Origin of the sequence: Faecalibacterium sp. An122, from assembly GCF_002160895.1 — a bacterium.
Taxonomy (GTDB): domain Bacteria; phylum Bacillota; class Clostridia; order Oscillospirales; family Ruminococcaceae; genus Faecalibacterium.
Genome location: NZ_NFLL01000001.1, coordinates 272,311 through 296,383, shown reverse-complemented (window position 1 = coordinate 296,383; position 24,073 = coordinate 272,311). Strand labels below are relative to the sequence as shown.

The 24,073-nt window shown below is 59.8% G+C and carries 27 protein-coding genes and 1 other annotated feature; of the genes, 24 read left to right on the top strand and 3 right to left on the bottom strand.

Features of this window, described 5'->3' with window-relative positions; all coding sequences use genetic code 11:
- Positions 1–11: 11 nt before the first annotated feature.
- From B5E67_RS01370 to tyrS, 24 genes are all read left to right on the top strand, one after another.
- On the top strand, positions 12–1,469 hold the full coding sequence (locus tag B5E67_RS01370; protein ID WP_087382028.1) for a spore germination protein: 1,458 nt from the start codon (positions 12–14) through the stop codon (positions 1,467–1,469).
- Position 1,470: 1 nt separating this feature from the next.
- A complete protein-coding gene (locus B5E67_RS15790; RefSeq protein WP_242956703.1) occupies positions 1,471–2,346 on the top strand; it encodes a hypothetical protein in 876 nt (291 codons plus the stop codon).
- Positions 2,343–3,572 carry a SpoIVB peptidase gene (gene spoIVB / locus B5E67_RS01365; protein WP_242956702.1) on the top strand — a complete coding sequence of 410 codons (1,230 nt, stop codon included), beginning with the start codon at positions 2,343–2,345 and terminating at the stop codon, positions 3,570–3,572. Before B5E67_RS15790 ends, spoIVB begins: the two co-directional genes overlap by 4 nt.
- 157 nt (positions 3,573–3,729) lie before the next feature.
- Positions 3,730–4,626, top strand: a complete 897-nt coding sequence (locus B5E67_RS01360) for an ATPase, T2SS/T4P/T4SS family (protein WP_087382022.1) — start codon at positions 3,730–3,732, stop codon at positions 4,624–4,626.
- Positions 4,623–5,108: a stage III sporulation protein AB gene (locus B5E67_RS01355; RefSeq protein WP_087382019.1), complete on the top strand. Its 486-nt coding sequence runs from the start codon at positions 4,623–4,625 to the stop codon at positions 5,106–5,108. The genes B5E67_RS01360 and B5E67_RS01355 overlap by 4 nt, the downstream gene beginning before the upstream one ends.
- A 32-nt stretch (positions 5,109–5,140) precedes the next feature.
- Positions 5,141–5,335, top strand: a complete 195-nt coding sequence (spoIIIAC, locus tag B5E67_RS01350) for a stage III sporulation protein AC (protein WP_087228655.1) — start codon at positions 5,141–5,143, stop codon at positions 5,333–5,335.
- A 10-nt stretch (positions 5,336–5,345) separates the two neighbouring features.
- Positions 5,346–5,732, top strand: coding sequence for a stage III sporulation protein AD (locus B5E67_RS01345; RefSeq protein WP_242956701.1), 387 nt, complete (start codon positions 5,346–5,348; stop codon positions 5,730–5,732).
- Positions 5,714–6,805 (top strand): hypothetical protein, encoded by a 1,092-nt coding sequence (locus B5E67_RS01340; protein WP_087382014.1) that lies wholly within the window; start codon positions 5,714–5,716, stop codon positions 6,803–6,805. The genes B5E67_RS01345 and B5E67_RS01340 overlap by 19 nt, the downstream gene beginning before the upstream one ends.
- Before the next feature lies 1 nt (position 6,806).
- On the top strand, positions 6,807–7,286 hold the full coding sequence (locus B5E67_RS01335; RefSeq protein ID WP_087382011.1) for a hypothetical protein: 480 nt from the start codon (positions 6,807–6,809) through the stop codon (positions 7,284–7,286).
- A 5-nt stretch (positions 7,287–7,291) separates the two neighbouring features.
- A complete protein-coding gene (locus B5E67_RS01330) occupies positions 7,292–7,804 on the top strand; it encodes a stage III sporulation protein AG (RefSeq protein WP_242956700.1) in 513 nt (170 codons plus the stop codon).
- A gap of 104 nt (positions 7,805–7,908) precedes the next feature.
- The gene (locus tag B5E67_RS01325) at positions 7,909–8,550 is read left to right on the top strand and encodes a SpoIIIAH-like family protein (protein ID WP_087382008.1); all 642 of its coding nucleotides are present in this window, start codon (positions 7,909–7,911) and stop codon (positions 8,548–8,550) included.
- A gap of 321 nt (positions 8,551–8,871) precedes the next feature.
- Positions 8,872–9,252, top strand: coding sequence for an Asp23/Gls24 family envelope stress response protein (locus B5E67_RS01320; RefSeq protein WP_087245751.1), 381 nt, complete (start codon positions 8,872–8,874; stop codon positions 9,250–9,252).
- An 85-nt stretch (positions 9,253–9,337) separates the two neighbouring features.
- Complete coding sequence (nusB, locus tag B5E67_RS01315) at positions 9,338–9,793, top strand: transcription antitermination factor NusB (RefSeq protein ID WP_087245749.1); 456 nt, start codon at positions 9,338–9,340, stop codon at positions 9,791–9,793.
- A complete protein-coding gene (locus B5E67_RS01310; RefSeq protein WP_087382005.1) occupies positions 9,790–10,728 on the top strand; it encodes a glycoprotease in 939 nt (312 codons plus the stop codon). Before nusB ends, B5E67_RS01310 begins: the two co-directional genes overlap by 4 nt.
- The gene (gene xseA, locus B5E67_RS01305) at positions 10,716–11,936 is read left to right on the top strand and encodes an exodeoxyribonuclease VII large subunit (protein WP_087382002.1); all 1,221 of its coding nucleotides are present in this window, start codon (positions 10,716–10,718) and stop codon (positions 11,934–11,936) included. Before B5E67_RS01310 ends, xseA begins: the two co-directional genes overlap by 13 nt.
- The gene (gene xseB, locus B5E67_RS01300; RefSeq protein ID WP_242956699.1) at positions 11,914–12,165 is read left to right on the top strand and encodes an exodeoxyribonuclease VII small subunit; all 252 of its coding nucleotides are present in this window, start codon (positions 11,914–11,916) and stop codon (positions 12,163–12,165) included. The genes xseA and xseB overlap by 23 nt, the downstream gene beginning before the upstream one ends.
- Positions 12,162–13,043: a polyprenyl synthetase family protein gene (locus tag B5E67_RS01295; RefSeq protein ID WP_087381999.1), complete on the top strand. Its 882-nt coding sequence runs from the start codon at positions 12,162–12,164 to the stop codon at positions 13,041–13,043. The genes xseB and B5E67_RS01295 overlap by 4 nt, the downstream gene beginning before the upstream one ends.
- A 46-nt stretch (positions 13,044–13,089) precedes the next feature.
- Positions 13,090–13,569 carry a divergent PAP2 family protein gene (locus tag B5E67_RS01290; protein WP_087381996.1) on the top strand — a complete coding sequence of 160 codons (480 nt, stop codon included), beginning with the start codon at positions 13,090–13,092 and terminating at the stop codon, positions 13,567–13,569.
- A gap of 31 nt (positions 13,570–13,600) precedes the next feature.
- Positions 13,601–15,481 (top strand): 1-deoxy-D-xylulose-5-phosphate synthase, encoded by a 1,881-nt coding sequence (dxs, locus tag B5E67_RS01285; protein ID WP_087381993.1) that lies wholly within the window; start codon positions 13,601–13,603, stop codon positions 15,479–15,481.
- Between the two features lie 2 nt (positions 15,482–15,483).
- Complete coding sequence (locus B5E67_RS01280; RefSeq protein ID WP_087245737.1) at positions 15,484–16,287, top strand: TlyA family RNA methyltransferase; 804 nt, start codon at positions 15,484–15,486, stop codon at positions 16,285–16,287.
- Positions 16,288–16,326: 39 nt separating this feature from the next.
- Complete coding sequence (locus B5E67_RS01275; protein WP_087364433.1) at positions 16,327–17,178, top strand: NAD(+)/NADH kinase; 852 nt, start codon at positions 16,327–16,329, stop codon at positions 17,176–17,178.
- Between the two features lie 216 nt (positions 17,179–17,394).
- Complete coding sequence (locus B5E67_RS01270) at positions 17,395–17,883, top strand: arginine repressor (protein ID WP_087245733.1); 489 nt, start codon at positions 17,395–17,397, stop codon at positions 17,881–17,883.
- A gap of 22 nt (positions 17,884–17,905) precedes the next feature.
- Complete coding sequence (gene recN, locus B5E67_RS01265) at positions 17,906–19,579, top strand: DNA repair protein RecN (protein WP_087381990.1); 1,674 nt, start codon at positions 17,906–17,908, stop codon at positions 19,577–19,579.
- Between the two features lie 147 nt (positions 19,580–19,726).
- Positions 19,727–19,986: a binding site (T-box leader), on the top strand.
- Between the two features lie 71 nt (positions 19,987–20,057).
- On the top strand, positions 20,058–21,278 hold the full coding sequence (tyrS, locus tag B5E67_RS01260) for a tyrosine--tRNA ligase (protein ID WP_087245729.1): 1,221 nt from the start codon (positions 20,058–20,060) through the stop codon (positions 21,276–21,278).
- Positions 21,279–21,519: 241 nt separating this feature from the next.
- Here the strand turns inward: tyrS and B5E67_RS01255 are convergent, their stop codons facing one another.
- The 3 genes from B5E67_RS01255 to B5E67_RS01245 form a co-directional block, all read right to left on the bottom strand.
- Positions 21,520–22,047, bottom strand: a complete 528-nt coding sequence (locus B5E67_RS01255) for a PTS glucose transporter subunit IIA (protein WP_087245727.1) — start codon at positions 22,045–22,047, stop codon at positions 21,520–21,522.
- Positions 22,048–22,248: 201 nt separating this feature from the next.
- Positions 22,249–22,716 (bottom strand): ACT domain-containing protein, encoded by a 468-nt coding sequence (locus B5E67_RS01250; protein ID WP_087381988.1) that lies wholly within the window; start codon positions 22,714–22,716, stop codon positions 22,249–22,251.
- A gap of 65 nt (positions 22,717–22,781) precedes the next feature.
- Positions 22,782–24,062: a CapA family protein gene (locus B5E67_RS01245; RefSeq protein ID WP_087381985.1), complete on the bottom strand. Its 1,281-nt coding sequence runs from the start codon at positions 24,060–24,062 to the stop codon at positions 22,782–22,784.
- Between the last annotated feature and the right edge of the window lie 11 nt (positions 24,063–24,073).

Genomic DNA, 24,073 nt, shown 5'->3' with positions numbered 1-24,073 from the left:
AAACTGTAGGGATGCAGCAGCTCACGACAAAACTCAGCGAGAACCTGGCGGCGCTTAATACCATGTTTGGCGCCTCAGCCGATTATTATGCAAAGCAGATCAGCATCTGCGGCTGTCCGGCAGCCATCCTTTTGTTTGATGGCATGGGGAGCCTTTCGTCCCTGTGGACTCTGCTGCTGGACGCAGTCAACCGGGAGGATCAGTTCACCGATTTTGAGGAGAACCCGGCTCCCGGCCAGCAGGTGTACGATTACCTGATGCACCATTCCGATCTGCCGGCCGAGAGCACCCCGGCGCGGACCCTGGACGATGTCATCATGCGGATGACGGCGGGATTTGCGGTTTTGCTGCTGGACGGGTGCGAACAGGGGATGGCCTTTGCGGTTCAGAACCTGAAATTTCGCTCGGTGGGAGAGCCCTCCGGGGAGGGAAATCTCCGCGGCAGCCGGGAAGGATTCTCGGACCTGCTGCGAATCAATCTGAGCCTGCTGCGGCGGCTGATCCGCAGCGAAACCCTGGTGATGGAGGTGGCCCAGGCGGACACTGCCATGAAAACCGAATACGCTCTGTGCTATCAGCGGGACAAGGCGGACGCCCAGATGGTGGCCAGGGTGCGGGAGATTCTGCAGGAGGCCAGGCCCGAGCTGCTTTTGGATTCCAGTTACTTTGTGCCGTGGCTGCTGCCGGTGCGCTACCGGCTGTTCACCCCGGTCAGCTACACCGAACGGCCCGCCGTGGCGGCCGCCAAACTCTGCGAGGGAAAAATCCTGATCCTGGTCAACGGCAGCCCGTCGGCCATGGTTCTCCCGGCCCTCTTTGCAGAAAATTTCGAGTGCCTGGATGACTACGCCACCACAGCGTTTTTCTCCTCCTTCATCCGCATTCTGAAATATGTGTCCTTTTACCTGACCATTTTTCTGCCGGGGATCTTTGTCTGCCTGGCGGTCTATCTGCCCGAATTGATTCCGCCCCAACTCCTCTCCAAGATTGCCGCCGCCGAACAGGGGACGCCGCTGCCCCTGTTTGCCGAGATGGTGATGGTGATCCTGATTCTGGAACTCATCCGGGAGGCCGGCCTGCGGATGCCCCAGTCGCTGGGCCATTCGGTCAGCCTGGTGGCAGCCCTGATTATAGGAGACGCAGCCGTGGCAGCCGGTTTGATGAGTACGCCGGTCATCCTGACCGCCTGCATCACGTCGGTGGCGCTGTTCATCACCCCGTCCCTCTATGAACCGGCCACCTTGCTGCGGCTGATGGTTGTGACGGCCGCCGGCCTGGCGGGGCCGGTGGGACTGGCGGGAGTCTTTCTGGTGTTCCTGTTCAGCCTTTCGGAGGTGGCGGCCATGGGCGTGCCCTATCTGGCACAGCATCCGTTCCCTCATAAGCCATTGGCTGATGATGGCGTGATCCGGAGGGACTACCGGCAGATGTCCCGCCAGCCCTTCAACATCTGGCAGAGGAGGGGATGAGATGCAGCAGGAACAAGACAGAGGATTCTCTCTTTCTGCGCTGGGGCTGGGCCTGGTAACGGCATCTCTGGCCGAATGTTTCTACAGCTCCGCCGGGGCCTATGGGGCCCGCAGCATTCTTTTGCTGGGATTTTTGAGTACGGCGGGGCTGGCGGCTGCCGCAGGACTGTTTGCGGCTCTGGCCGAAAAGTTTGATCTGTTCAGCGGTCAGGGCTTTTTGCCCAAACTGGCAGGGTGGGGCTTTTTTGTCTGGTTTGCCCTGGAAACCGGCCGCACCATAGCTGCTGCCCAGATCGTCTGCCGGGAACATTTTGGGTCCAACGCCCTGATCACCGTACTGCCGGTTCTGCTGCTGGTTTCATGGCAGATGAACGGCAGCGCCCTGGACCGCTCGGCCCGGGCCATCTGGTGGCTGCTGGCCGCCGGGATTCTGGCCTGTCTGGCGGGTCTCTGGGACCAAATGCACTGGCACCGGCTCTTTGGAGCAGAGGACCCCTCGCTGTGGGCGGACGGCTGGCCCAAAATCCTGATTTACCCGGAATACTTTGCCCTGCCTCTCCTTTGCCAGGGGAAAAAGGTGCGCCGCGGCGCCCTGCTGCCGTTCTGGAGTTATGCCGTACAGGCCGGCTATGCTTTTGTGCTGGAACTGGTGCTGGGGCAGGCCGCCGGGCCGGACTATTCCGGTCTGGAGTTGCTACGGGCCTGGGCGCTGGGGTATTTTTCCCGTTTGGATGCGCTGCTGCTGTTGCTGTGGTCGGCGGCGGCTCTGTGGAGGATTTGTCTATTGGCTTTTGTGCTGCGCACGCTTTGGCAGCGCAACAGCGGAATGGAAAAGAATGCCTGCATCAGGAATCAAAACAAGGGAGCACAAACGTGAGAAAGAAAAGTAATTCCAAGGCTGGGTCAGGCCGCCGGATTCGGCGCACCTGCGCCGCCTATCTGCTGGCCGCATCGGCGGTCGCTCTGGGCTGGCTGTACAACAGCCTCCCGGATCACATTCTTCTGGAACCGGGGCAGGCTCTGCAGTTGCCCCGTTTTGCCTATATTGAGCCCCTGGGCAGCGGCAGCACCCGGAACGTTGTCAGCACCCAGACGGTGGGCAGCTATCAGACCACCCTGTCCATTGGCGGGGTGTTTCCGGTCAAAACCGTACAGGCGGTCATCACGCCCCGGCGGATCGTCACCGTCTGCGGCACCCCCTTCGGAGTGAAAATGTTCTCGGAGGGAGCTCTCGTGGTGGGCTTTACCGATATCACAGACGCCAACGGCACACCGGTCAACCCGTCCAAAGAGGCGGGCCTGCGGCTGGGTGACCGGGTGATCTGCATAGGGGACACCAATACGGAGAGCAACGACCAGGTGAAAGCGGCCCTGGAGGCAGCTGCCGGTCAACCGGTTCGGGTGGTCTATGTCCGAAATGGCGAACAGCAGCAGACCACCCTCACCCCATGCTGGGATTCGCTGGCAGGGGAATGGCGTGCCGGCATGTGGGTGCGGGATTCTTCCGCCGGCGTGGGCACCCTGACCTTTATTGATGAGGAAAATGAGGTGTTCGCCGGTCTGGGCCACTCCATCAGCGATGGAGACACCGGCCAGAGCATTGCCCTGCGCAGCGGCGAAATTGTCCCCTGTGAGATTGTGGGCTGCACCATTGGCACCGCCGGCAGCCCCGGCGAACTGAAAGGCAAGTTCATTGGCAGCCATGCCGTGGGCACCATTGCCATCAATGGCGAGAACGGCGTCTATGGTGAGACACGCTCTGCCTTTGACGGGCAGGAGATGGAAGTGGCCTTTGCACAGGAAGTGGTCACCGGCCCGGCCCAGATCCTGACCACCACCCTGGGCCAGACCGCCAAGCTCTATGACGTGGAGATTGAAAAGGTCTCCGATGCCGAGTCGGTCCGCAATATGGTGATTCATGTGACCGATCCGGACCTTTTGTCTGAAACCGGCGGCATCGTTCAGGGAATGAGCGGCAGCCCCATCATCCAGAATGGCCGTCTGGTGGGGGCAGTAACCCATGTTCTGGTGAACGATCCCACCCGCGGCTACGCCATTTTTGCAGAGACTATGCTGAGCCAGGCCGAACAGCTGGCCGATTGAGACTGACATATCCAAGACCGTCCAAGCCTTTTGCGGCTCGGCGGTCTTTTTTGCTGGGGATGGACACGCAGTTCTAAACAGACAGGCTGTCCCATATAGTGTGGTAACCCGGACAGACCGGGGCGGCGGCCAAAGGCGCGCCGGGGAGGAAAACACCATGGAAGCATACAAACAGGCTGTAAAGGCGCTGCCCGGCTATTTGGCAGAGCCGCTGGGCGCAGTCAGACCAGAGACGGCGGGCCGGGTGCATGAGGTGCGCCTGCGGGTAGGCTGTCCAGTCTGGCTGAACATCGGGGGAGCTCTCTGCCCGGCTCAGCAGCTGCCCGGCTGCCCGTCCGGGCTGCAAAATCTGCGTCCCACCCAGGCCCAGATGGAGGAAATTCTCTATACGCTCTGCGGCGGTTCGGTTCATACCCATCAAAATGAGCTGGCGGAGGGCTATCTGACGCTGCCCGGCGGGCATCGGGTGGGCGTGGGAGGGCGGTATCTCTCCCATCCGCAAGAAGGGGTGGTGTTGCAGGAAGTGCATTCCCTCAACATTCGGATTGCCCGGGTCAAACAGGTTGTTCTGCCGCCCCAGCTCACCCAGATGCTGAACGGGCACTTCACCGGTCTGCTGGTGTCCGGCGAACCGGACAGCGGCAAAACCACCCTGCTGCGGAGCATCGCTTCCTTTTTGGCGGGGCTGGGGAAAGCTGTTTCGGTGATTGATGAGCGGGAGGAACTTTGGCCTGCGGCGCAAAACATTAGCCGGCCGCCGGTGGACTTTGTGGCGGGCCTGCCCAAGGAACAGGCGGTCCAGATGGCATTGCGCACCTTGGCGCCGCAGGTTATTCTGTTGGATGAGCTGGGCGGCATGGAAGAAGTGCGCGGCCTGGAACAGGGCTTTTTCAGCGGTGTGGATTACATAGCCAGCCTCCACGCCTCCAGCCCGGAAGAAGCTCTCTGCCGTCCTCAGGTGGCTTACATGAAGGAACAGAATATGCTGCGGGCCATCGTCCAGCTGGCAGGCAGACAAGCCCCGGGACAGATTGCCGGGGTGTATGCCTTATGAGCGGCGCGGTGCTTCGCCTGACGGCGGCCGTACTTTTGACGGTGGGAGGATTCTGTGTGGGGGAGGCCCGGCGGCAGAAGCTCACCGCCCGGCGGCGCGCACTGGAAGCAGTTCTGGAACTGCTGACCCGCCTTCGGCAGGAAATTGCCTATCGCCGTACCGACCTGAACCGGCTTTATGATGTTCTTGCGGCAGGGTGCAGCCCCGGCGGCCCGCTGGAGAAGGTCTTTCGCGATGCAGAAGGCTTTGGACAGATGCAGCCGCCCTCCACCCTTCGGGAAGAGGAGGTCGCCTGTTTTGCCGCTTGTTTTGGCGGTCTGGGCCATGCCGACGCCAAACAGGAGTGCGCCCGTCTGGACTATTACCGGGAACGCTTTGATGGTTTCCTGAACCAGGCCAGGGAGGAGGAACAGCGTTCCGCCAGCCTGGACCGGCGGCTGGGCCTGGCGGTGGGGGTAATGCTGGGGCTGTTGGTGCTGTAAAGGAAACGGCAAACGAAAAGGAGATGAAGGGCTTGGAGATCGACCTCGTGTTTAAGATAGCCGCCATAGGGATCATTGTAGCGGTCCTCAACCAGCTGCTGATCCGTTCGGGCCGGGAGGATCAGGCCATGATGACCACCCTGGCCGGATTGGTGGTGGTTTTGTCCATGCTGGTGCAGCAGATCAGCGACCTGTTTGTGACCATCAAGTCCCTCTTTGCCCTCTAGGGCTGCGGCAATGATGGAGAGTCTGCTGCCCACTCTGGGCCTGGCGGTTGCCGCGGCGCTCCTGTATGGCCTGCTGTGCAGGCAGTCCCCCGCCTTTGCCATGCTGCTGTCGCTGGCGGCAGGCGTGGTGATTCTGGGACGCCTTGTATTCTTTTTGCAGGGGATGATTGCAGGGCTGACGGCCCTGGCTGGACGGGTGGATGGGATAGCGTTTTCCAGTTTGCTGCGCTGTGCAGGCGTCCTGCTCCTGACCGACTATGCCTGCACCATCTGCAAGGAGGCCGAAGCTGAGGTTCTGGCCTGGTGTACGGCGTTTGCGGGCCGGGTGCTGACCCTGGCGGCGCTCTGGCCCCTGCTGGAGGAGGTCTGTGGAATGATATGGGAATTGACCGGTTGAAACGCACCATCCTTGCCGGGGCGCTGGCTGTGATGATGGTGGTTGGTTCTCCGGCGGCCCGGGCGGCCGGAACACAGGACGGACAGGCCTTGCTGCCGGGCAGTGAGAGCTGGCAGCCCTATCTGGACGACGCCCCTGTGGAGATGGAGGACTTTGTGGAGGACCCGCTGGACGCAGTGCGCCGGCTTCTTCCTGGGGATATGGTGCGGACTGTGCGGGACTCGGTGGGCAGTTATGCCCAGGTTTTTCTGTTTCTGCTGCTGGTGATGCTCATCTCCTTTTTTCTGGGGGAGGACAAGGCCGATCTGCTGGACCTGGCCGCCGCAGGGGGCAGCGCGCTGCTGTGCTGGACGGCTCTGGCTGCGCTGGCAGAAACGGTCTGTGAAAAGCTGGACAGCTGGCGGGTCTTCCTGCTGGGATTTGTGCCGGTTTACGAGGGAGTCTTGCTGGCGGGGGGAGAGGCCATCGCGGCCACCGCGGCGGGAGGGCTCTTTCTCTCTGGGTTGTGCCTGCTGACCCAGCTTCTTTGCAGCTGGGTGCCGCCCCTTCTGCACTGTTATCTGGCCCTGAGTACGGCCTGCTGCATCAGTACCGAGGCGGCGCTGTCCGCTGCCTGCCGCGGGGTGGGGAGACTGTTCCGCAAAGGGCTGAGCTGGGCTGGACGGGCTTTTGGAGCGCTTTTAAGCCTGCAAAGGATTTTTACTTGTCAGCTGGATCGGACCAGTCAACAGCTGGGTCAGTTGCTGACCGGCACGGTACCTATCATCGGCCAGAGCCTCAGTGACGCCGCCAGCACCGTCCTGAGCGGCATCCAGCTGCTCAAGAGCGGGCTGGGCTTTGCGGCCATCGCTTTTCTGGCGGCAGAGTTCCTGCCCTTGTACATGATTCTGATGGTCCATGCGGTGCTGCTCTTTGGCTGCGAGATGCTGTGCAGCGCGGCAGGGATCGGCCGCTGTGCAGCTCTGTTCAACTGCCTGCGGGAGGCCGTGCAGGGACTGGCGGCGGCCACAGCCCTTGTTTTTGGGATTGCAGTGCTGGGAACAGCGCTGCTGTTTATGGTGGGAGGTGGCTGAGATGCAGCAGCTCAAGACAGCGGTGGCGGTGTTTTGCACCGCCTGCATCTGCGCCGAGCTGGTGGGCCGGTTGCTGGGAGACATCTGGGGCCGCCAGTGCATAAAGGCTGCGGCGGGGCTATATATTCTAGTAGCCCTTTTTCATGCCCTGCCCAGCATTCGGGCCGGGGTGGCCTCCTTTGCGCCGCCCGATGTGCCGGCCGCAAGCTTTGGCACCATGGAGGATGTTGTCCTGCAGCAGGCCCAGCGCAGCCTTGCTGACCGGCTGGAAGCACAGATTGCAGAGGAGACCGGTCTGGCTGTGACTCTGGATATTGTGCTGGCGTCCACACAGACCGGCGTGCAGGTGGTGCGGGCGGAGGTGTCCGCCCCCGCCGGGACCACCCTGCAGGACCGCACTGCCGTGCAGGAGCTGCTCTGCAATACGCTGGAAACCGGGGCGGAAGCCATTGCCTGGACCGGACAGGCGGAAGGAGGGTGAACGCAATGGCCCTGCAGGAACGTTTGACAGGCTGGATGAAAGGGGCAAGAGAAAAGCCCCGGGCCGCCTCTCTGGCTGTCCTACTGGGGATCGCTGCCATGCTGCTGATCCTGCTGAGCGAGCTGTGGCCCGCGTCCGACGGCCCGGCCGCCCCGCCTGGAGGGGAGACGGTGCAGACCGCAGACTCCTACCGGGCCAGCCTGGAAAACCAGCTGGCGGCCCTGATCGAACAGATCAACGGGGCAGGCGAGACCACCGTCATGATTACACTGGAAAGCGGGGAGGAGAGGATCTATGCAACGGATACCCAGACCGGCGGGGACCAAAGCCAACAGACCCACGTCCTGCTGGAGGACGGCACCGCTCTGGAGGAGACGGTCTATCTGCCCACCGTCTGCGGTGTGGCGGTTGTCTGTGACGGGGGAGGCGACGTGGGGGTGGAAGCGCGGATCACCGCGTTGGTTTCCGCACTTCTGGATGTGCCGTCCAACCGGATCTGCGTGGAGCAGCGCAGCTAGTACATTTTGAGCACAAATATCCCGCGCCGGTATTGCCCCGGTGATGCCTGCATATTCTTCTGCAAATGCGAAAACTGCAACAAACCTGAGGGAGGAACCATTGTATGAGAAGTATGGCTAAAAATACCCGCCGTGCCACTGCTGTGACGCTGGCTGCCGCGCTGGCGGTGGCCTGTTACCTGAACTGGCAGTATGCCCGGACCGATATGGACACCTTGGCGGTGGAGACCGCCGCCGCGGCCACCTCTTCCGCATCGTCGGCGGCGTCGGATTCTTCGTCCTCCAGCTCGGGGCAGGTGACCGACGCTCTGCTCACCGAGGCCGAGGCCGCATCGGCAGCCAACAAAAATTATGGCGAGGCCCAGCTGGTCAGTGTGGCCAACGATACCGGCAGTCAGTTCTTTGATGAAGCCCGCCTCAAGCGGGAAAAGGCCCACGACGAGGCCCTGGACACCATCCAAAAGACCCTCAAGGATTCCTCCCTGTCCGACGTCGAGAAAGCGGAGTACACCGCACAGATGACCGCCAATCTGGAGGACATCAACGCTGAAAATGAGATCGAGACCCTCATCAAGGCCAAAGGCTTTGCCGATTGCCTGTGCTTCCTCCAGTCGGGGCGGGCCGATCTGACAGTGATGACCTCGGGAGAGGCGCTGACAGCGGCCCAGGTGGCACAGATCCGGGATATCGTCATGAGCAAGAGCAACGTGACCGCCCAGAACATCACGGTGGTGGAGGTAAAGTAAAAATCACCTTTCTGCCGAAAGGGCACGTTCCAGCGCGATACAGACCGGCATAAAGAGAAGCTTTTTGCAGTCAGTCCAATTTCAAAATACATTTTTGATGGTCTGAGTGTTGTGAAAATGAAAAAAGGATGGTATAATAACTGCAGAATGGTTCATTGCCCCCAAAATCCGGACAGCACCCAGCAGGCGGGATGTCGGCTGGCGCTGGGAGCCGCAGCGCAGGCTGCGGTGCGGGGCAGAACAAAACAAAGGCCGGGGTGTGCAGTAGCCTGACACAAGCAACAGCATTCAATCGAGCCGGAATGAACGGAGGACCGTAGAATGGATATGCAGAACATGGATCTTATGGGCGGGAGCCTTCAGATTTCTACCGACGTCATCGCCAAGATCGCCCGCTGTGCAGCGATGGAGATTGACGGGGTGGCTGATGTTTCCTGCGGCAGACAGCAGAGCAAAAAGGCCAAGGAGCTGCTGGAGATCGTCAACATTCAGTCGCCGGTCACGGTGGAAATGCGGGAAGGCACGGCGGACATCACCCTGAACCTGATCGTCCGCTTTGGCACCTGCGTTCCGGTCATGGCCGAAAAGGTCCAGAAGAACGTGAAGAACGCCGTCCAGAACATGACGCGGGTCACGGTCAGCCGGGTCAACCTGATCATTGCAGGCCTTGCCGCCGAGCAGGCGGACGCAGCCGCTGAATAACCCCAAAATAGAATCAAACCAGAAAAACCGGCCTCTCTGCAGGTGCGTCCTGCAGAGAGGACTTTGATGTTGTGAGAGGAATACTATGGAAAATCTGATGCCTCGCCGCCAGGCCCGCGAGAATGCGTTCCTGCTGGCCTTTTCTCAGACGTTCGGCGAGCTGCCCCTTGATGAGGCGCTGGAAGCCAACCGCGAAAATGATGAGGAGCATCCGGTGGATGCCTTTGGCGCCTGCCTGCTGCGCACCTACTATGACCACTCGGCCGAAGTGGACGACCTGATCCGGGATCATCTGCGGGGCTGGGCCATGGAGCGCATTCCCCGGGTGAGCATCACCATCCTGCGCCTGGCAATTGCCGAGATGCTGTATGGTGAGGAGCACAAGCCCAGCGTCGCTATCAACGAGGCGGTGGAGCTCACCAAGAAATACGGCGCAGAAGAGGACTATCAGTTCGTCAATGGCCTGCTGGGCAGCGTTGCCCGTGAGTCCGGCCTTGTCGATGAGGACATCGACGCACAGGAGGAGCCTGCAAAGTCGTGAGCTATACACTGGGCATTGATACCAGCAACTATGCGACCTCTCTGGCTGTTTTTGATACAGCCGGGGAGGTTGTTTGCGCAAAAAAGCGTTTTTTGCCGGTGAAAGAGGGCCAGCTGGGGCTGCGCCAGAGCGACGCACTCTTTCATCACACCGCCGCTCTGCCCGGAATGCTGGCAGAACTGGGAACGGAATTTGACCTGACTCAAATTTCTGCGGTGGGTGTCTCTGAGAAGCCCCGTCCGGTGGAGGGCAGTTATATGCCCTGTTTTCTGGCAGGGGTCAGTGCCGGGCAGGCCTTTGCCCTGGCCCGGGATATTCCCCTGATTCGAACCACCCATCAGCAGGGCCATGCTGCCGCGGCGCTGTTCGCCGCGAAAGGGGCGGAACTGTTCGACCAAAAAGTGCTGCTGTTCCACATTTCGGGGGGCACCACCGATCTGCTCCTCTGCGACCAGGTCCGGCAGATTGATCTTTTGGGCTCCAGCAGTGACCTGTATGCAGGCCAGGCGGTGGACCGCCTGGGGGTGAAATTGGGGTTTGCGTTTCCGGCCGGGGCCGAGGTGTCCCGGCTGGCGGCCTCTTGTGAGGAGGAAATCAAACCGAAATCTTCCGTCAAGGGGATGACCTGCAGCCTTTCGGGGCTGGAAAACCAGTGCACCGCCCTGCTGGACCAGGGCCGCAGCCCGGCCTATGTTTGCAAGTACTGCCTGCTCTGCGTGGCCGATACGGTAGTCAAAATGACCCGCGCCGCCCTGAAGGTCTATCCCGACCTGCCGGTGGTCTGCGCCGGCGGCGTTATGAGCAGCGGGATCATTCGGGAATGGGTTCAGAGACGCCTGCCGGCAGTGATGTTTGTGCCGGCTCAGTTCGCAAGCGACAACGCCATGGGCGTGTCCATGCTCGCCGCCCGGGAGGCTGGTTTATGGCTGAAGTAATCACCGTCACCGCCCTGAATCGCTATGTGAAAACCCTGCTGGACCGCAACGACATACTCTATGACCTCGCTCTCCGGGGCGAGATCGCCAATTTTGTCCAGAACGCCAAGAGCGGCCACTGCTATTTTTCTCTGCGGGACGGCCAGTGCAGCGTCAAGGCGGTGATGTTCCGCTCGGACGCCCAGCGGCTGGCCTTTCGTCCTCAGGAGGGGATGCGGGTGGTGGTCCGCTGCCGCGTGACCCTGTATGAGCGGGACGGCGCCTTTCAGGTCTATGTCAACGCCATGTTTCCCGATGGAATCGGGGAGGCCCAGCTGGCTTTGGAACAGCTCAAGGCCAAGCTGCAGGCCGAGGGACTTTTTGCCCCGGAGCACAAAAAGCCGCTGCCGGCGTTCCCGGAGCGGATCGGCCTTGTCACCAGCCGGACCGGCGCCGCGCTGCAGGACATCAAAAACGTCATTGGCCGCCGGTGGCCTGCGGTGCGGCTGATTCTCTGCCCGGTGAATGTCCAGGGGTTTGAGGCGGCGGAGGAGATTGCTGCCGCCATCGGCCGGCTGGACCGGCTGGGCGTGGATGAGATTCTGGTGGCCCGGGGCGGCGGCAGCCGGGAGGACCTGTGGGTGTTCAATGCCGAGGTCATCGCCCGGGCAGCTTACCGCTGCAAGACACCCCTTATCAGTGCCATCGGCCACGAGATTGACTACACCATTTTGGACTTTGTGGCCGATTGCCGTGCCCCGACGCCCTCGGCTGCCGCCGAGCTTGCTGTGCCCGACCGGGAGGAGCAGAAGCGGCATTTGTGGGAAATCCAAAGAAATATGCATGAAAATATGCAAAAACGCCGGGAAATATGCTATACTAAATGCAAAGACTGTGCAGATGCCCTGGCCGGTGACTTGCCGCGGCGAAAACTGTACGCAGGTAAAACAGATCTTGCGGCATTGGGTGAGGCACTGCGCACCAACAGCCGCATATGCTGGAAGGACAAAAACCGTCAGCTGGCCCACGCGGTCCAGCTGACCGCATCTTTGAGTCCTTATCAGGTGTTGGCCCGGGGCTATGGAATGGTGGCCGGCACGGATGGCAAAATCCGTCCGGCGGACCAGCTGGCGGAAGGGGAGACTATTCAGCTCATCACTGCCCATCGCCGGGCCCGATGCCTTGTCACAGCAGTGGAGGAAACCGATGAAAGCACCCAAAACATTTGAAGAAGGTATGTCCCGACTGGAAGATATCCTTGCCAAGATGCAGAGCGAAGAAACCACCCTGGCCGACTCGGTGAAACTCTATGCCGAGGCTGCCGGCCTGGTGGAATACTGCAGCCGGACGCTGGGCAAGGTATCCCTGCAGATCGACGAGATAGACGGCCGGCTGGCGGCCGCAGAAAAGGCCCAGAACGGGCTGGATGTGGAAAGAGACGTGGAGGAACAGACATGAATTACCAGGAGCAGTATGATGCTTACCTAGCCCGAGCCAAACGGGCGCTGGAGGACGCCTGCCGGCGGTATCTGCCGGCCGAGTCGCAGGTTTGCCAGGCAGCCCGCTACAGCCTGATGGGCGGCGGCAAACGGGTGCGGGCAGTGCTGGTGCTCAGTGTCTGCGATATGCTGGGCGGCGACGATGCAGCGGCGGAACAGTTTGCCGCCGCGGTGGAGATGCTGCACTGCTATTCTCTGATCCATGACGATCTGCCCTGCATGGACGACGACGACCTGCGCCGCGGTCGCCCTTCCTGCCACAAGGCGTTTGGAGAGGCGACGGCGCTGCTGGCCGGAGATGTTCTTTTGACTGAGGCCTTTGAGGCGGTGGCACAGGCTCCCGCTTCGCCGGAGGTCTGTATCCAGGCGAACCGGGCTCTGGGAGCCGGTGCAGGCAGCCGCGGCATGGTCTACGGTCAGGAGCTGGATTTGAAGTATGAGGTTCTGGACACCACCGAGAGCCAGCTGCTTCAGATCCACCGCAATAAGACCGGCGCCCTCATCAATGCGGCCGTCCAGATGGGCGCCGCAGCAGCCGGCGCTGACGCCGCCCAGAGGGAAGCGCTGGAACAGTATGCGTTTGGCCTGGGGCTGGTGTTCCAGATCATCGACGATATCCTGGACGCCACCGCCACCACCGAGCAGCTGGGCAAACCGGCCGGCAGTGACCAGGCCAACGGCAAGACGACCTTTGTGACCCTCTATGGCGCGGACGGCGCCATGACTCTGGCACAACAGGTCAATCAGGACACATGCGAGGCCGTACATACGGCCTTTGGCGAAAAGGCAGCGTTCCTGGAACAGCTGGCAGCAGCCATGCTGGAGCGGCGCAGCTGATTTTTGCTGCAGAAAAAATGATTTAGGAAAAGAAGGGAAGCGGACGATGGAATTGATTCGAAACATTTTGTCTTGGAATGAGATCCTGACCGTCTCGATTCTGGGCTGGCTGACAGCCCAGCTGCTGAAAACCACCATCAGCTCTATTTTGGCAGGCAAACTGCAGCTGGAGCGGATGGTAGGGGACGGCGGCATGCCCAGCGCCCACAGCGCGACGGTCTGCGCCATGGTGGTGGCCACTGGCCGGATCGAGGGGGTGCACTCCTCTCTGTTTGCCATTGCATGCGTGATCGCCATCATCACCATGCACGACGCCATGGGCATCCGTCATGAGACCGGCGAACAGGCCAAAGTCCTGAACAACATCATTGAGATGTGGCTGGAGGAGGGCGAGCGCCATTCTCCCTTCCTGCAGAACATGCACCTGAAGGAAATGGTGGGCCACACCCCCCTGCAGGTCTACGCAGGCATGATCGTCGGGGCAGTTGTGGGCTTTTTGTATCCGCTGTCCGTGATGGTCGGTTAATGGAAACAACAGAGAGTTAGGTGACGATAGGATGGATACACCTCTGCTGGATGCGATTACAGGTCCGGAGGACGTCAAACAGCTGAGTGAGACGCAGGTGGTCCAACTGTGCGAGGAGATACGCTGCTTCCTGGTGGACAGTGTTCTGCGCACCGGCGGGCACCTTGCCTCAAACCTCGGCACCATTGAGCTGACGGTGGCCCTGCATCGGGCGCTCAACTCGCCCCAGGACAAAATTGTCTTTGATGTAGGGCATCAGTGCTATACTCATAAGCTTCTTACCGGCCGCAAGGCCGGCTTTGCCCATCTGCGGCAGCTGGATGGGATTTCCGGCTTTCCCAATCCCCGGGAGAGCGTCCACGATTCCTTCATCGCGGGCCATGGCAATACCGCGCTTTCTCTGGCCATCGGCATGGCCTGGGCCAAAAAGCTCAAGGGTGAGCCGGGCTGGGTGGTGGCCGTCATCGGAGATGGCGCTTTCACCGGCGGCATGGTCTACGAGGGAATGAACAACATTGCCTCCCTGAACAACCTGATGGTCATCCTGAACGACAACAAGATGTCCATCTCCAAAAACGTGGGGGCAATGGCCCGGTATCTGACCCACCTGCGGGCCAATCCCAAGTATTTCCGGATGAACCGCCATTTGAGCGATACTCTCAGTGAGATCCCGGTGGTGGGGCCGCCCCTGCGGGCGTTCCTGCGCCGGACAAAAACCATCATCCGGCGTTCCATGTACGATTCCACCATGTTTGAGGACATGGGGTTCCAGTACCTGGGCCCTCTGGATGGCCACAACGTCCGGGAACTGGAACAGACCATGCGGAACATCATGGTCCGCTCAGGGCCGCTTTTCCTCCATGTGGTCACCACAAAAGGGAAGGGCTACCAGCCGGCGGAAGAGAACCCCGGTGAATACCATGGCGTTTCCGGGGCCAAACCGGGCGTCATTCCGGACCCCGAGGTGGCTGCACCGGCATCCTTCTCCACCATTTTCGGAAAGGCTCTGTGTGAAGCAGCCGCTGCCAACTCCAAAATCTGCGCCATCACCGCAGCCATGAAGTATGGCACCGGGCTGCAGTTCTTTGGGCATGCGTATCCGAATCGCTTCTTTGATGTGGGCATGGCGGAACAGCATGAGATCACCTTTGCGGCTGGCCTTGCCAGCCAGGGGATGATCCCGGTGGCAGCCATTTACTCCACCTTCTTGCAGCGAGCCTACGACCAGATCATCCATGATGTGGAACTGCTGAAGGTCAAGGTTCTCTTTGCCATTGACCGGGCCGGCCTGGTGCCGGCGGACGGGGAGACCCATCAGGGTGTTTATGACCCGGCTTTCTTGAGCCAGATTGGCATTCCCACCTATTCGCCTTCCAATTACGCTGAGCTGCGCTATTGGTTGATCAAACTGCTGGGCCAGGATTTCACCGGCCCCCAGGCCATCCGGTATCCCCGGGGCGGGGAGGCGGACGTTCTGGCACAGTATGGCTGCACCGGCCGGGAGTATGATTTCCTGATCAACTCGCCGGAGGCCCGGGCTGTTCTGGTCAGCTATGGCAGCGAAGTGGAGGATGTCCTGGCCGCCGGCAGCCATTTGGAGGCGCGCGGCATTCCCTGCAGTGTCTGTAAGCTTGTAAAGATATTTCCCTTTACAGATGATTTTCTGCATGATATCGAACGATTCGACGTGATTCTGTTTGCAGAAGAGTGCGTCCAGCGCGGCGGCATCGGGGAACAGCTGGTGTCCTGCCTTGCGGAACGCGGATGGCATGGCACCTTTATCCACCGGGCGGTGGACAACAACAAGCTGACCCATGCCACCGTTCCCCAGATGAAAAAGATCCTGGGCCTTGACGAAGAACACCTGGTTCAGGATGTGGAGAAAGCCCTGACAGAGAAAAAGGAGCAGTAATCTTGAAAACTCGATTGGACCAATATCTGGTGCAGCACGGCCTGATCCAGAGCCGGGAGCGCGCCAAAGCGATGATTATGGCCGGCGTGGTCTATGTGAACGGCCAGAAGGCAGACAAAGCCGGCGACATGGTGAAAGAGGACGCCGTGGTGGAAGTGCGGGGCCATGATATCGGCTATGTGAGCCGCGGCGGCCTCAAGCTGGAAAAGGCTATGCAGGTGTTCCCCCTCAGCCCCAAGGGCAAGGTGTGTATGGACATCGGCGCATCCACCGGCGGTTTTACCGACTGCATGCTGCAGAACGGTGCCTCCAAGGTGTATGCGGTGGACGTGGGCTATGGCCAGCTGGCCTGGAGCCTCCGGACCGATCCACGGGTGGTCAATATGGAGCGGACCAACATCCGCAATGTGACGCCCGACCAGCTGGAGGAGCCGGTGGAGTTTTTCAGTGTGGATGTGTCTTTCATCTCCCTGCACCATATCTTCCCGGTGGCGCAGGCGGTCACCACGCCGGACGCCATGGGCGTCTGCCTGGTAAAGCCGCAGTTTGAGGCCGGCCGGGAAAAGGTGGGCAAGAACGGCGTTGTCCGTGATCCCGCCACCCATAAAGAGGTCCTCCTCAACGCCATGGGCTATGCCGCCGCCAACGGCTTTGCGGTGCGCGGCCTGGACTTCAGCCCGGTGAAGGGACCCGAGGGCAACATCGAGTATCTGATGTTTGTGGAAAAGAGCACAGAACCTTGTACATTGGACGAGGAGGCTGCCGCCGCTGTGGTGGCGGCCAGCCACCAGACCCTCGACCGCTGACCGATCTTTACGGCAGCCCCAATCAGGAGGTGGGACCCTATGACGGTTTACATTGCCCCCAACACCGGCAAAAGCTCGGCCGGAGAAGTCGCTCTGCGGGCGGCTCAGATTCTTCAGACCCACGGCGCCGCCGTCCTGATGGATCAGGAGCTCCGCCCCAGCTGCAACATTGCCGGTGTGCAGTATTTGCCTTTTGCGGAATGCCTGGAAAAGACCGATGTCATCCTGACCATCGGCGGCGACGGCACCATTCTCCAGGTAGCCAACCAGACCCTGAACTATCACAAGCCTATCCTGGGCATTAACCTGGGCCGGTGCGGCTTCCTGGCCACCTGCGAGGTGGACGAGCTGGAGGCCAAGCTCAGCGCGGTGGCTCATGGGCACTTCAACCTGGACACTCGGATGCTTCTGTATGTGCGGGTGCTGGGGGACGAGACCTGGGAGGGCCACGCCCTGAACGATGTGGTGGTGACCAAAGGCCGCCTGCAGCAGGCCATTGATTTCAGCGTTTACTGCGACGACATTCTGGTGGAACATTTCCGCGGCGACGGCGTCATCGTGGCAACCCCTACCGGGTCCACGGCCTATTCTCTGGCTGCCGGTGGGCCCATTCTGGATTCCCAGACCAAGGGCATCGTGGTCACCCCCATCTGTCCCCACAGTCTGGCCACCCCCGCCATGGTCTTTGCGCAGGAGCGCAAAATCCACATTTGTGTGGGGCAGGTGGCCGATCATGAGGTGTTTATCAGCTGCGACGGCGACAACAATTACCCCCTCCGGGCAGGAGCGACCGCCATGGTCCGCCTGTCGGATCAGGTCATTCAGCTGGTGACGTTCAGCAAGGCGGAACAGTTCCAGGCCATCGACCAGAAACTGCGCAGCAGGAGATAACAGCAGCTTTAAAGCTGCAGATCGGAACGAAAACGCTCACAGTTTATGTGAGGGTTGGTTTTGCGGGTGTTTTTGAGAGGAAAGGGCCCGGGCGGGGAGCTGTGTCGACCTTGCCCAGGTTCTGATGCATTCCAAGTGCAGGAATTCCCGCCGGAAGTTGATTTTGAACCGTTTGAAAAGTCTATGGTAGGTAAATGAGAAGGAGGCGGAATTCCCATGAGCCGCAAACCGCAGGAAGATACAAAAACCAGAACGGAACGGCTGCAGGCCATTCTTCGGCTGATCCGTGAACACCCCATCAGCCGTCAGGAAGAACTGCAGGAGTACCTGAACAAAGAGGGCTATGAGGTGACCCAGGCCACCATTTCCCGGGATATTCGGGAACTGTGCCTGGTGAAGGCTGCCACCGACGAGGGATACCGCTATGTGTCCAGCCACAGCGACCGGTATGACCCCAAAGTGCAGGAGCGCTTTGAGACCATTTTCCGGGAGTCGGTGCTGCAGGTGGACTATGCCGGCCATATTGTGATGATTAAGTGCTACTCCGGCATGGCCAATGCGGCCTGCCAGGTGTTCGACTCGATGCAGTGGAAAAATGTGGTGGGGTCGCTTTCGGGTGACGACACGTTTTTGGTGCTGGTCCGCTCCGAGCGGGACGCCAAAAACATCAGCGCCGAGCTGGAACGCTATATTGTGCGCAAGTAAAAGTGGAAGATGAGGCATTGAAATGCTGAGCAGCTTGCAGATTGAAAATGTGGCCGTCATCCAAAAGGCCGATGTCCACTTTGAAAAAGGGCTGAACGTGCTGACCGGCGAGACCGGCGCGGGCAAGTCAATCCTGATCGATTCCATCAACGCCATCCTGGGCAATCGAACCTCCCGGGAGCTGGTGCGGGCCGGAGCTTCCAAGGCGGTGATCCGCGCAGCCTTTGAGGAGGTGCCCGCCGCTGTCCAGGACAGCCTGGAAAAAGCGGGGTATGAGCGCAGTGAAGAACTGCTCCTGACCCGTGAAATCACAGCCGAGGGAAAGAGCAACTGCCGCATCAACGGGATGCCCGCCACGGCGGCCATCCTGCGGGAACTGTGCGGCGGGCTGATTAATATCAACGGCCAGCATGACTCGGTGGGCCTGCTTAACCCGGCGCACCACGAGGGAATTTTGGACGATTACGCCCAGAACCGCACCGAGTTTCAGAACTACTACAAAATTTACAAGGAGCTGATCGCTGTCAAGCGGGAGCTGGACAGCCTCATCACCGATGAGGAGGAAAAGCGCCGCAAGACCGATCTGCTCCAGTATCAGGTCAATGAGATTGACGACGCGGCTCTGACCGCCGGCGAGGAGGAAAGCCTCGAAAGCCGCCGGAAGGTTCTGGCCAATGCGTCCACCATTCGGGAACAGATTGCCAGGGCTTATGCCGCCCTTTCGGGCGGAGATGAGGCCGTCGGCGGGGTAGACCTGCTGGGAGAGGCCTCCAATGCCATGGACACGGCCGCTCAGCTGGACGAAAGTCTGGCGGATGGGGCCGGCCAGCTGTTGGATTTGTATTATACCGCCAAGGATCTGTCCGCCGATCTGGCCTCCCGCCTGGAGGACTACGAGAGCAACGACGGTGAGTTGGATGAAATCGAGCAGCGGCTGGATCTGATCTATAAGCTCAAACGGAAATATGGCGACACGGTGGAGGATGTTCTGGCCTTTGGAGAAAAGGCGCGGGAGGAGCTGGAACGCATCCAGTTCTCCGAAGAACATCACCAGCGCCTTCAGGCCGAGAAGCTGCGGCTTTATGGTCTAGCGCGGGAGGCGGCCGAAATCTTAACCCAGACCCGTCTGCGGGCTTTTGAGGATTTGAACCGCCGCATTTCGGATACTCTGGACTTTTTGAACATGCCGGGGGTCCGGCTGAGCCTTCGCCATAGCCGGGGGCCGCTGGCCAGCCACGGCCAGGACAGCCTTGAGTTTTACATTGCCACCAACCCCGGTGAGCCGCCCAAGCCTTTGTCCAAGATTGCATCGGGCGGTGAGCTGAGTCGCATCACTCTGGCCATCAAAAATGCTCTGGCTGACCGGGATGCCGTTCCCACCGTCATTTACGATGAGATTGACAGCGGCGTCTCGGGCAAGGCGGCAGGGAAGATTGGACAGGTTCTGCGGCAAAGCGCCAAAGGCCATCAAATTCTCTGTATCACCCATACCGCACAGATTGCAGCGCTGGCTGACTGCCATATGCTGATTCAAAAGCGGGTGGAAGGGGACCGGGCCTATACCCAGGTGATGCCTCTGGATACCGAGGGCAGGGTGGACGCCCTGGCCCATCTGATCTCGGGCGACCATGTGACCGAACTTTCCCGCGCCAATGCCCGGGAGATGCTGGCCCTGGCGGAGCAGAAAGCAAAATGAGGAATTCCCGCGCCTCCGCATAAGAGGGAAAACGGAAGCCAATGAGTGGCCCCTTTGGGAGGGTCACTCTTTTTGTTTGTGCTCAAAAAACAAAACGGCCATTTTACCTCTTGACATTTTCGAATAGTTCCTTTACAATTAACACTTGTAAAGGCGTTGATGGGAACAAGTACCCTGATGCACTCTGCCCAGAGAGGCCCCGGTTGGTGAAAGGGGTGTGCAGAGCCGCAGGCGAACTACCTCCCGGAGCTGCAGGCTGAACAGATGTTGTCTCAGTAGGCCCCGCCGCGTGCGAGCGTTATAGACGCAGAGTGTACTCCTATACTCTGAGGGGGTTGCACTTGTGAGGCTGTCATCCGTGAGGGGGCAGCAAACAGAGGTGGTACCGCGAATTTCTCGCCCTCTGCCAATTTTAAGGTTGGCGGAGGGTGTTTCTTTTTGCCCTCTGCCCGAAGTGAGACACAGGAGGTATGTTTTCATGAAACTCTACGACGAACTGAAGGCCCGCGGCCTGGTGGCCCAGATCACCGATGAGGAGATCATCGATGTCATCAACGAGGGCAAAGCCACGTTCTACATCGGCTTTGACTGCACCGCCGACAGCCTAACCGCTGGCCACTTTATGGCCCTGACCCTGATGAAGCGTCTGCAGATGGCCGGCAACAAGCCCATCGCTCTGATCGGCGGCGGCACCACCATGATCGGCGACCCCTCGGGCCGCACCGATATGCGCAAGATGCTGACCAAAGAGGACATCGACCACAACGCCGCCTGCTTCAAGAAGCAGATGGAGCGCTTCATTGATTTCAGCGAGGGCAAGGCCCTGATGCTGAACAATGCCGACTGGCTGCTCAAGCTGAACTACATTGAGCTGCTGCGTGAGGTGGGCGCCTGCTTCTCGGTGAACAACATGCTGCGTGCTGAGTGCTACAAGCAGCGCATGGAGAAGGGCCTGTCCTTCCTGGAATTCAACTACATGATCATGCAGAGCTACGACTTCTACTACATGTTCCAGCACTACGGCTGCAACATGCAGTTTGGCGGCGATGATCAGTGGAGCAATATGCTGGGCGGCACCGAGCTGATCCGCCGCAAGCTGGGCAAGGATGCCTACGCCATGACCATCACCCTGCTGACCGACTCTCAGGGCAAGAAGATGGGCAAGACCGCCGGCAATGCCGTCTGGCTGGATCCCAATAAGACCAGTCCCTTCGAGTTCTACCAGTACTGGCGGAATGTGGGCGATGCAGATGTCATGAAGTGCATCCGCATGCTGACCTTCCTGCCGCTGGAGCAGATCGATGAGATGAGCACCTGGAAGGATCAGAAGCTGAACGAGGCCAAGGAGATCCTGGCCTATGAGCTGACCAGCATGGTCCACGGCAAGGAAGAAGCCGAGAAGGCCCAGGATGCAGCCCGTGCTCTGTTCAGCGGCAACGCCGCCGACACCGAGCATATGCCCACCACCGTTCTCTCGGCTGAGGACCTGACCGACGGCAGCATCGGCATCCTGACCCTGATGGTCAAGGCCGGTCTGGCCGCCTCCAATGGCGAGGCCCGCCGTCTGGTGACCCAGGGCGGTGTCCTGGTCAACGGCGAGAAGGTGGCTGCTCCCACCGCCAGCTTCACTTCCGATCAGCTGGCCGAGGGCCTGGTGATCAAGAAGGGCAAGAAGGTCTACCACAAGATCACCCTGTAAGCGTAAGCCGCTGCGACCATAAAAATCATAAAAGAGGAATCTGTCCTGTGCCTCAAAAGTGCAGGATGGATTCCTCTTTTTCATATTTGCATCACAAAAAGAAGCGGCGCCTTGCCCCGGCCGCAGATGGGAAGGGGAGACGCCGCTTGTTGGAACCTATGAACGGGGGATGACATGCGGGAAGCGGGGCTCCGAAAAGCCCCGCCTCCACAATGCAAGATCCCTACACCACAAGGAAGCCTTATTTAACCAGGACAACATCCTGTCCCTGGGTAACCTTGCCGGTTGCGATGGGCTCGACGCTGGTGAAGTCGTCGGTGTTGGTGACAACCACCGGAGTGGTCAGCTTGTAGCCTGCAGCCGAGATAGCAGCCATATCAAACTTCAGCAGCAGCTGGCCCTTCTTGACCTTGTCGCCGACCTTGACCTTGGGCTCATAGCCCTTGCCCTTGAGCTCGACGGTGTCCATGCCCACATGGATCAGAATTTCGATGCCGTTGTCGCCCATCATGCCCACAGCGTGGCTGGTCTCGGCGACCTGCTCGATGGTGCCGTCAAAAGGAGCCACCACTTCGCCCTTGGAAGGCTCAATGGCGCAGCCCTTGCCCAGAGCCTCGCTGGAGAAGACGGGGTCATCGATCTCGCTCAGAATGCGCATTTCGCCTTCCAGGGGAGAGTAGATGATCTTATCGCCGGCAGGTGCGGCGGGTTTTGCAGCGGGTGCGGGTGCAGCCTCTTTTTTGTGGAACAGATTGGAAAAGAATCCCATAAAGCTTTTCTCCTTATCATTGCCAGATTTGCTGTATGGATGATGTGATTCATCCGGAAAACAGCCTATTTCATATGCAATTCTACCACATTTTTCAGTGATTTACAGCAGAAAAGGCCACAAGATTTAGATTTCGTGAATCAGCCTAAAAGAATGTGGATTTTTTTGTAAAAATCAACCATTGACAAGTCGGCGGCTGTTTTACAGTTCGTAGGCCTGGCGCAGAGTCTCATAGGCGGCGTCCTCGTTTTCGCTGCGGACCAGCAGAGAAATATCCAGATCGCTGGTGGTGATCAGATGAACCTCAATGCCGGCAGAGGCCAGGGCGCTCAGAGCCCGCGCAGCCACGCCGCAGCTGGTGACCATCTCCTCGCCGAACAGATTCAGTTTGGAGTAGCCCACGCTGATGAGGGGAGCGGCCTTGGAGCCGGGGGTCAGCTGTGCGGTGGAAATGGCCTTCATCACCAGGGGAAGGTCATTGCTGGAGGCCGTAAAGCTAAAATCCAGCTGGGTGCCGTGAGGGGCGCTCTGGCTGATCATGTCCACGACGATGCCGATGTCCGCAAAAATCTTGAGATACCGTGCCAGGCTGTCAGCGCTGAATGCTGCATCCTGCACACTAATCATCATGACGCCGGGCTCGACGCTGATTTTCGATACTCCGTACATAATTACGCTCCATTCTGCCTGCAAAGAGGCGTAAAGTGATTGTGCTTTACACTGGTGTGATGCGTTCAGGTGAAATCCAAAAACGCCGGATCAATGTACTTTTCTACGGTAGCTCGGATGTAATCGTAGTTGAAGTCGCTGTAGTTGGCCCGTACGCCGTGGGCATTGGCCAACTCAGGGGTGTAATCCCGATAGAGGTAGGCGCGGACCTCGGATTTGCTGGGCCCGTAGTGGGTGACGGTGGGGTGAAGCTTGGGGTCCAGTAATTCCAGGGTGACGGTACCGTCGGGATCGGTGGTCTTTTGGAACCGCAGGGTGAGGATGGTGCCGATCAGTTGGTCTTTTTTGCTCTGGGTGCTGAGGAAGTTGCCCAGAGAGTAGGCCACAAAGACCGGGCGTCCGTCGGCTGCAGTCCGCCACTCTGCATTCTGCACCACATGGGGATGGGTGCCTACCACCACATCGGCGCCCCAGTCTGCCAGCTGCTGAGCCAGAGTCTGCTGCGCCTCGGTGACGGTGTGGCTGTCCTCAACACCCCAGTGGGTGCCTACCACCACAAAGTCTGCCAGCTCGGCAGCCTTCTTGACCTGCTGCTCAATGACATCGGTCTGGTTGGTGTAGATGATGTTGGCCTCCATGGAATCCTTGCGGGGGATGCCGTTGGTGTGCTCGGTGTAGGACAGATAGGCAATGGTAATGCCGTTCACCGTGTGCACCGGGATGTAGCCATAGTCCGCCTCGCCCCGCCACAGACCGGTGGTCACCACATCATCCGGCATGGATGCCCAAAACCGGAGAGTTGCGGCAATGCCGCTGGTGCCTTTGTCATAGGTGTGATTGTTGGAGAGGCTGAACACCCGAATGCCTGCCCGGTACAGCGCCCGGGCGCAGTCGCCCGGAGTGGAGAAGCAGGGATACGTGGAGGGCTCCAGCTCATCGGTGCAGAGGGTTTCCTGATTGATCCAGTTCACATCGTAGCCGCTGTAGAAGGAGACCAGGTTCTGGTAGCAGTAGTCGAAGCTGTACTGCGCATCGCCCACCGCCCGCTCAGCGGCTTGCTGATAGATTTTTGCGTGGATCAGGTTGTCGCCTGTGGCGGAAAAGTCCACCGTCTGTACCACGGGCTGAGGTTCCGGTTCCGGCTCTGGCTCCGGCGGCAGAATGCTGGAAGCTTCCGGTTCGGTCGTGGTGGGGGCATCCGACTGAAAGCCGCCGAATCCAAAACAGAACCCCAAAGCTGCCAGAAGGGCTACCAGGACACACCAATAGGGAAGGCGGCTGCGGGAAGATGCTGTGGAGTGAGGGACGTGCTTCCCCTCGGAAGGTCTGGAAGAATGATTGCTCATGGTCTTGTTCT

Coding starts and splice junctions, on each gene's coding strand:
- B5E67_RS01370 (WP_087382028.1), top strand. CDS start 12: ATGCAGCAGCTCACGACAAAACTCAGCGAGAACCTGGCGGCGCTTAAT.
- B5E67_RS15790 (WP_242956703.1), top strand. CDS start 1,471: ATGCAGCAGGAACAAGACAGAGGATTCTCTCTTTCTGCGCTGGGGCTG.
- B5E67_RS01360 (WP_087382022.1), top strand. CDS start 3,730: ATGGAAGCATACAAACAGGCTGTAAAGGCGCTGCCCGGCTATTTGGCA.
- B5E67_RS01355 (WP_087382019.1), top strand. CDS start 4,623: ATGAGCGGCGCGGTGCTTCGCCTGACGGCGGCCGTACTTTTGACGGTG.
- B5E67_RS01345 (WP_242956701.1), top strand. CDS start 5,346: ATGATGGAGAGTCTGCTGCCCACTCTGGGCCTGGCGGTTGCCGCGGCG.
- B5E67_RS01340 (WP_087382014.1), top strand. CDS start 5,714: ATGGGAATTGACCGGTTGAAACGCACCATCCTTGCCGGGGCGCTGGCT.
- B5E67_RS01335 (WP_087382011.1), top strand. CDS start 6,807: ATGCAGCAGCTCAAGACAGCGGTGGCGGTGTTTTGCACCGCCTGCATC.
- B5E67_RS01330 (WP_242956700.1), top strand. CDS start 7,292: ATGGCCCTGCAGGAACGTTTGACAGGCTGGATGAAAGGGGCAAGAGAA.
- B5E67_RS01325 (WP_087382008.1), top strand. CDS start 7,909: ATGAGAAGTATGGCTAAAAATACCCGCCGTGCCACTGCTGTGACGCTG.
- B5E67_RS01320 (WP_087245751.1), top strand. CDS start 8,872: ATGGATATGCAGAACATGGATCTTATGGGCGGGAGCCTTCAGATTTCT.
- nusB (WP_087245749.1), top strand. CDS start 9,338: ATGGAAAATCTGATGCCTCGCCGCCAGGCCCGCGAGAATGCGTTCCTG.
- xseA (WP_087382002.1), top strand. CDS start 10,716: ATGGCTGAAGTAATCACCGTCACCGCCCTGAATCGCTATGTGAAAACC.
- xseB (WP_242956699.1), top strand. CDS start 11,914: ATGAAAGCACCCAAAACATTTGAAGAAGGTATGTCCCGACTGGAAGAT.
- B5E67_RS01295 (WP_087381999.1), top strand. CDS start 12,162: ATGAATTACCAGGAGCAGTATGATGCTTACCTAGCCCGAGCCAAACGG.
- B5E67_RS01290 (WP_087381996.1), top strand. CDS start 13,090: ATGGAATTGATTCGAAACATTTTGTCTTGGAATGAGATCCTGACCGTC.
- dxs (WP_087381993.1), top strand. CDS start 13,601: ATGGATACACCTCTGCTGGATGCGATTACAGGTCCGGAGGACGTCAAA.
- B5E67_RS01275 (WP_087364433.1), top strand. CDS start 16,327: ATGACGGTTTACATTGCCCCCAACACCGGCAAAAGCTCGGCCGGAGAA.
- B5E67_RS01270 (WP_087245733.1), top strand. CDS start 17,395: ATGAGCCGCAAACCGCAGGAAGATACAAAAACCAGAACGGAACGGCTG.
- recN (WP_087381990.1), top strand. CDS start 17,906: ATGCTGAGCAGCTTGCAGATTGAAAATGTGGCCGTCATCCAAAAGGCC.
- tyrS (WP_087245729.1), top strand. CDS start 20,058: ATGAAACTCTACGACGAACTGAAGGCCCGCGGCCTGGTGGCCCAGATC.
- B5E67_RS01255 (WP_087245727.1), bottom strand. CDS start 22,047: ATGGGATTCTTTTCCAATCTGTTCCACAAAAAAGAGGCTGCACCCGCA.
- B5E67_RS01250 (WP_087381988.1), bottom strand. CDS start 22,716: ATGTACGGAGTATCGAAAATCAGCGTCGAGCCCGGCGTCATGATGATT.
- B5E67_RS01245 (WP_087381985.1), bottom strand. CDS start 24,062: ATGAGCAATCATTCTTCCAGACCTTCCGAGGGGAAGCACGTCCCTCAC.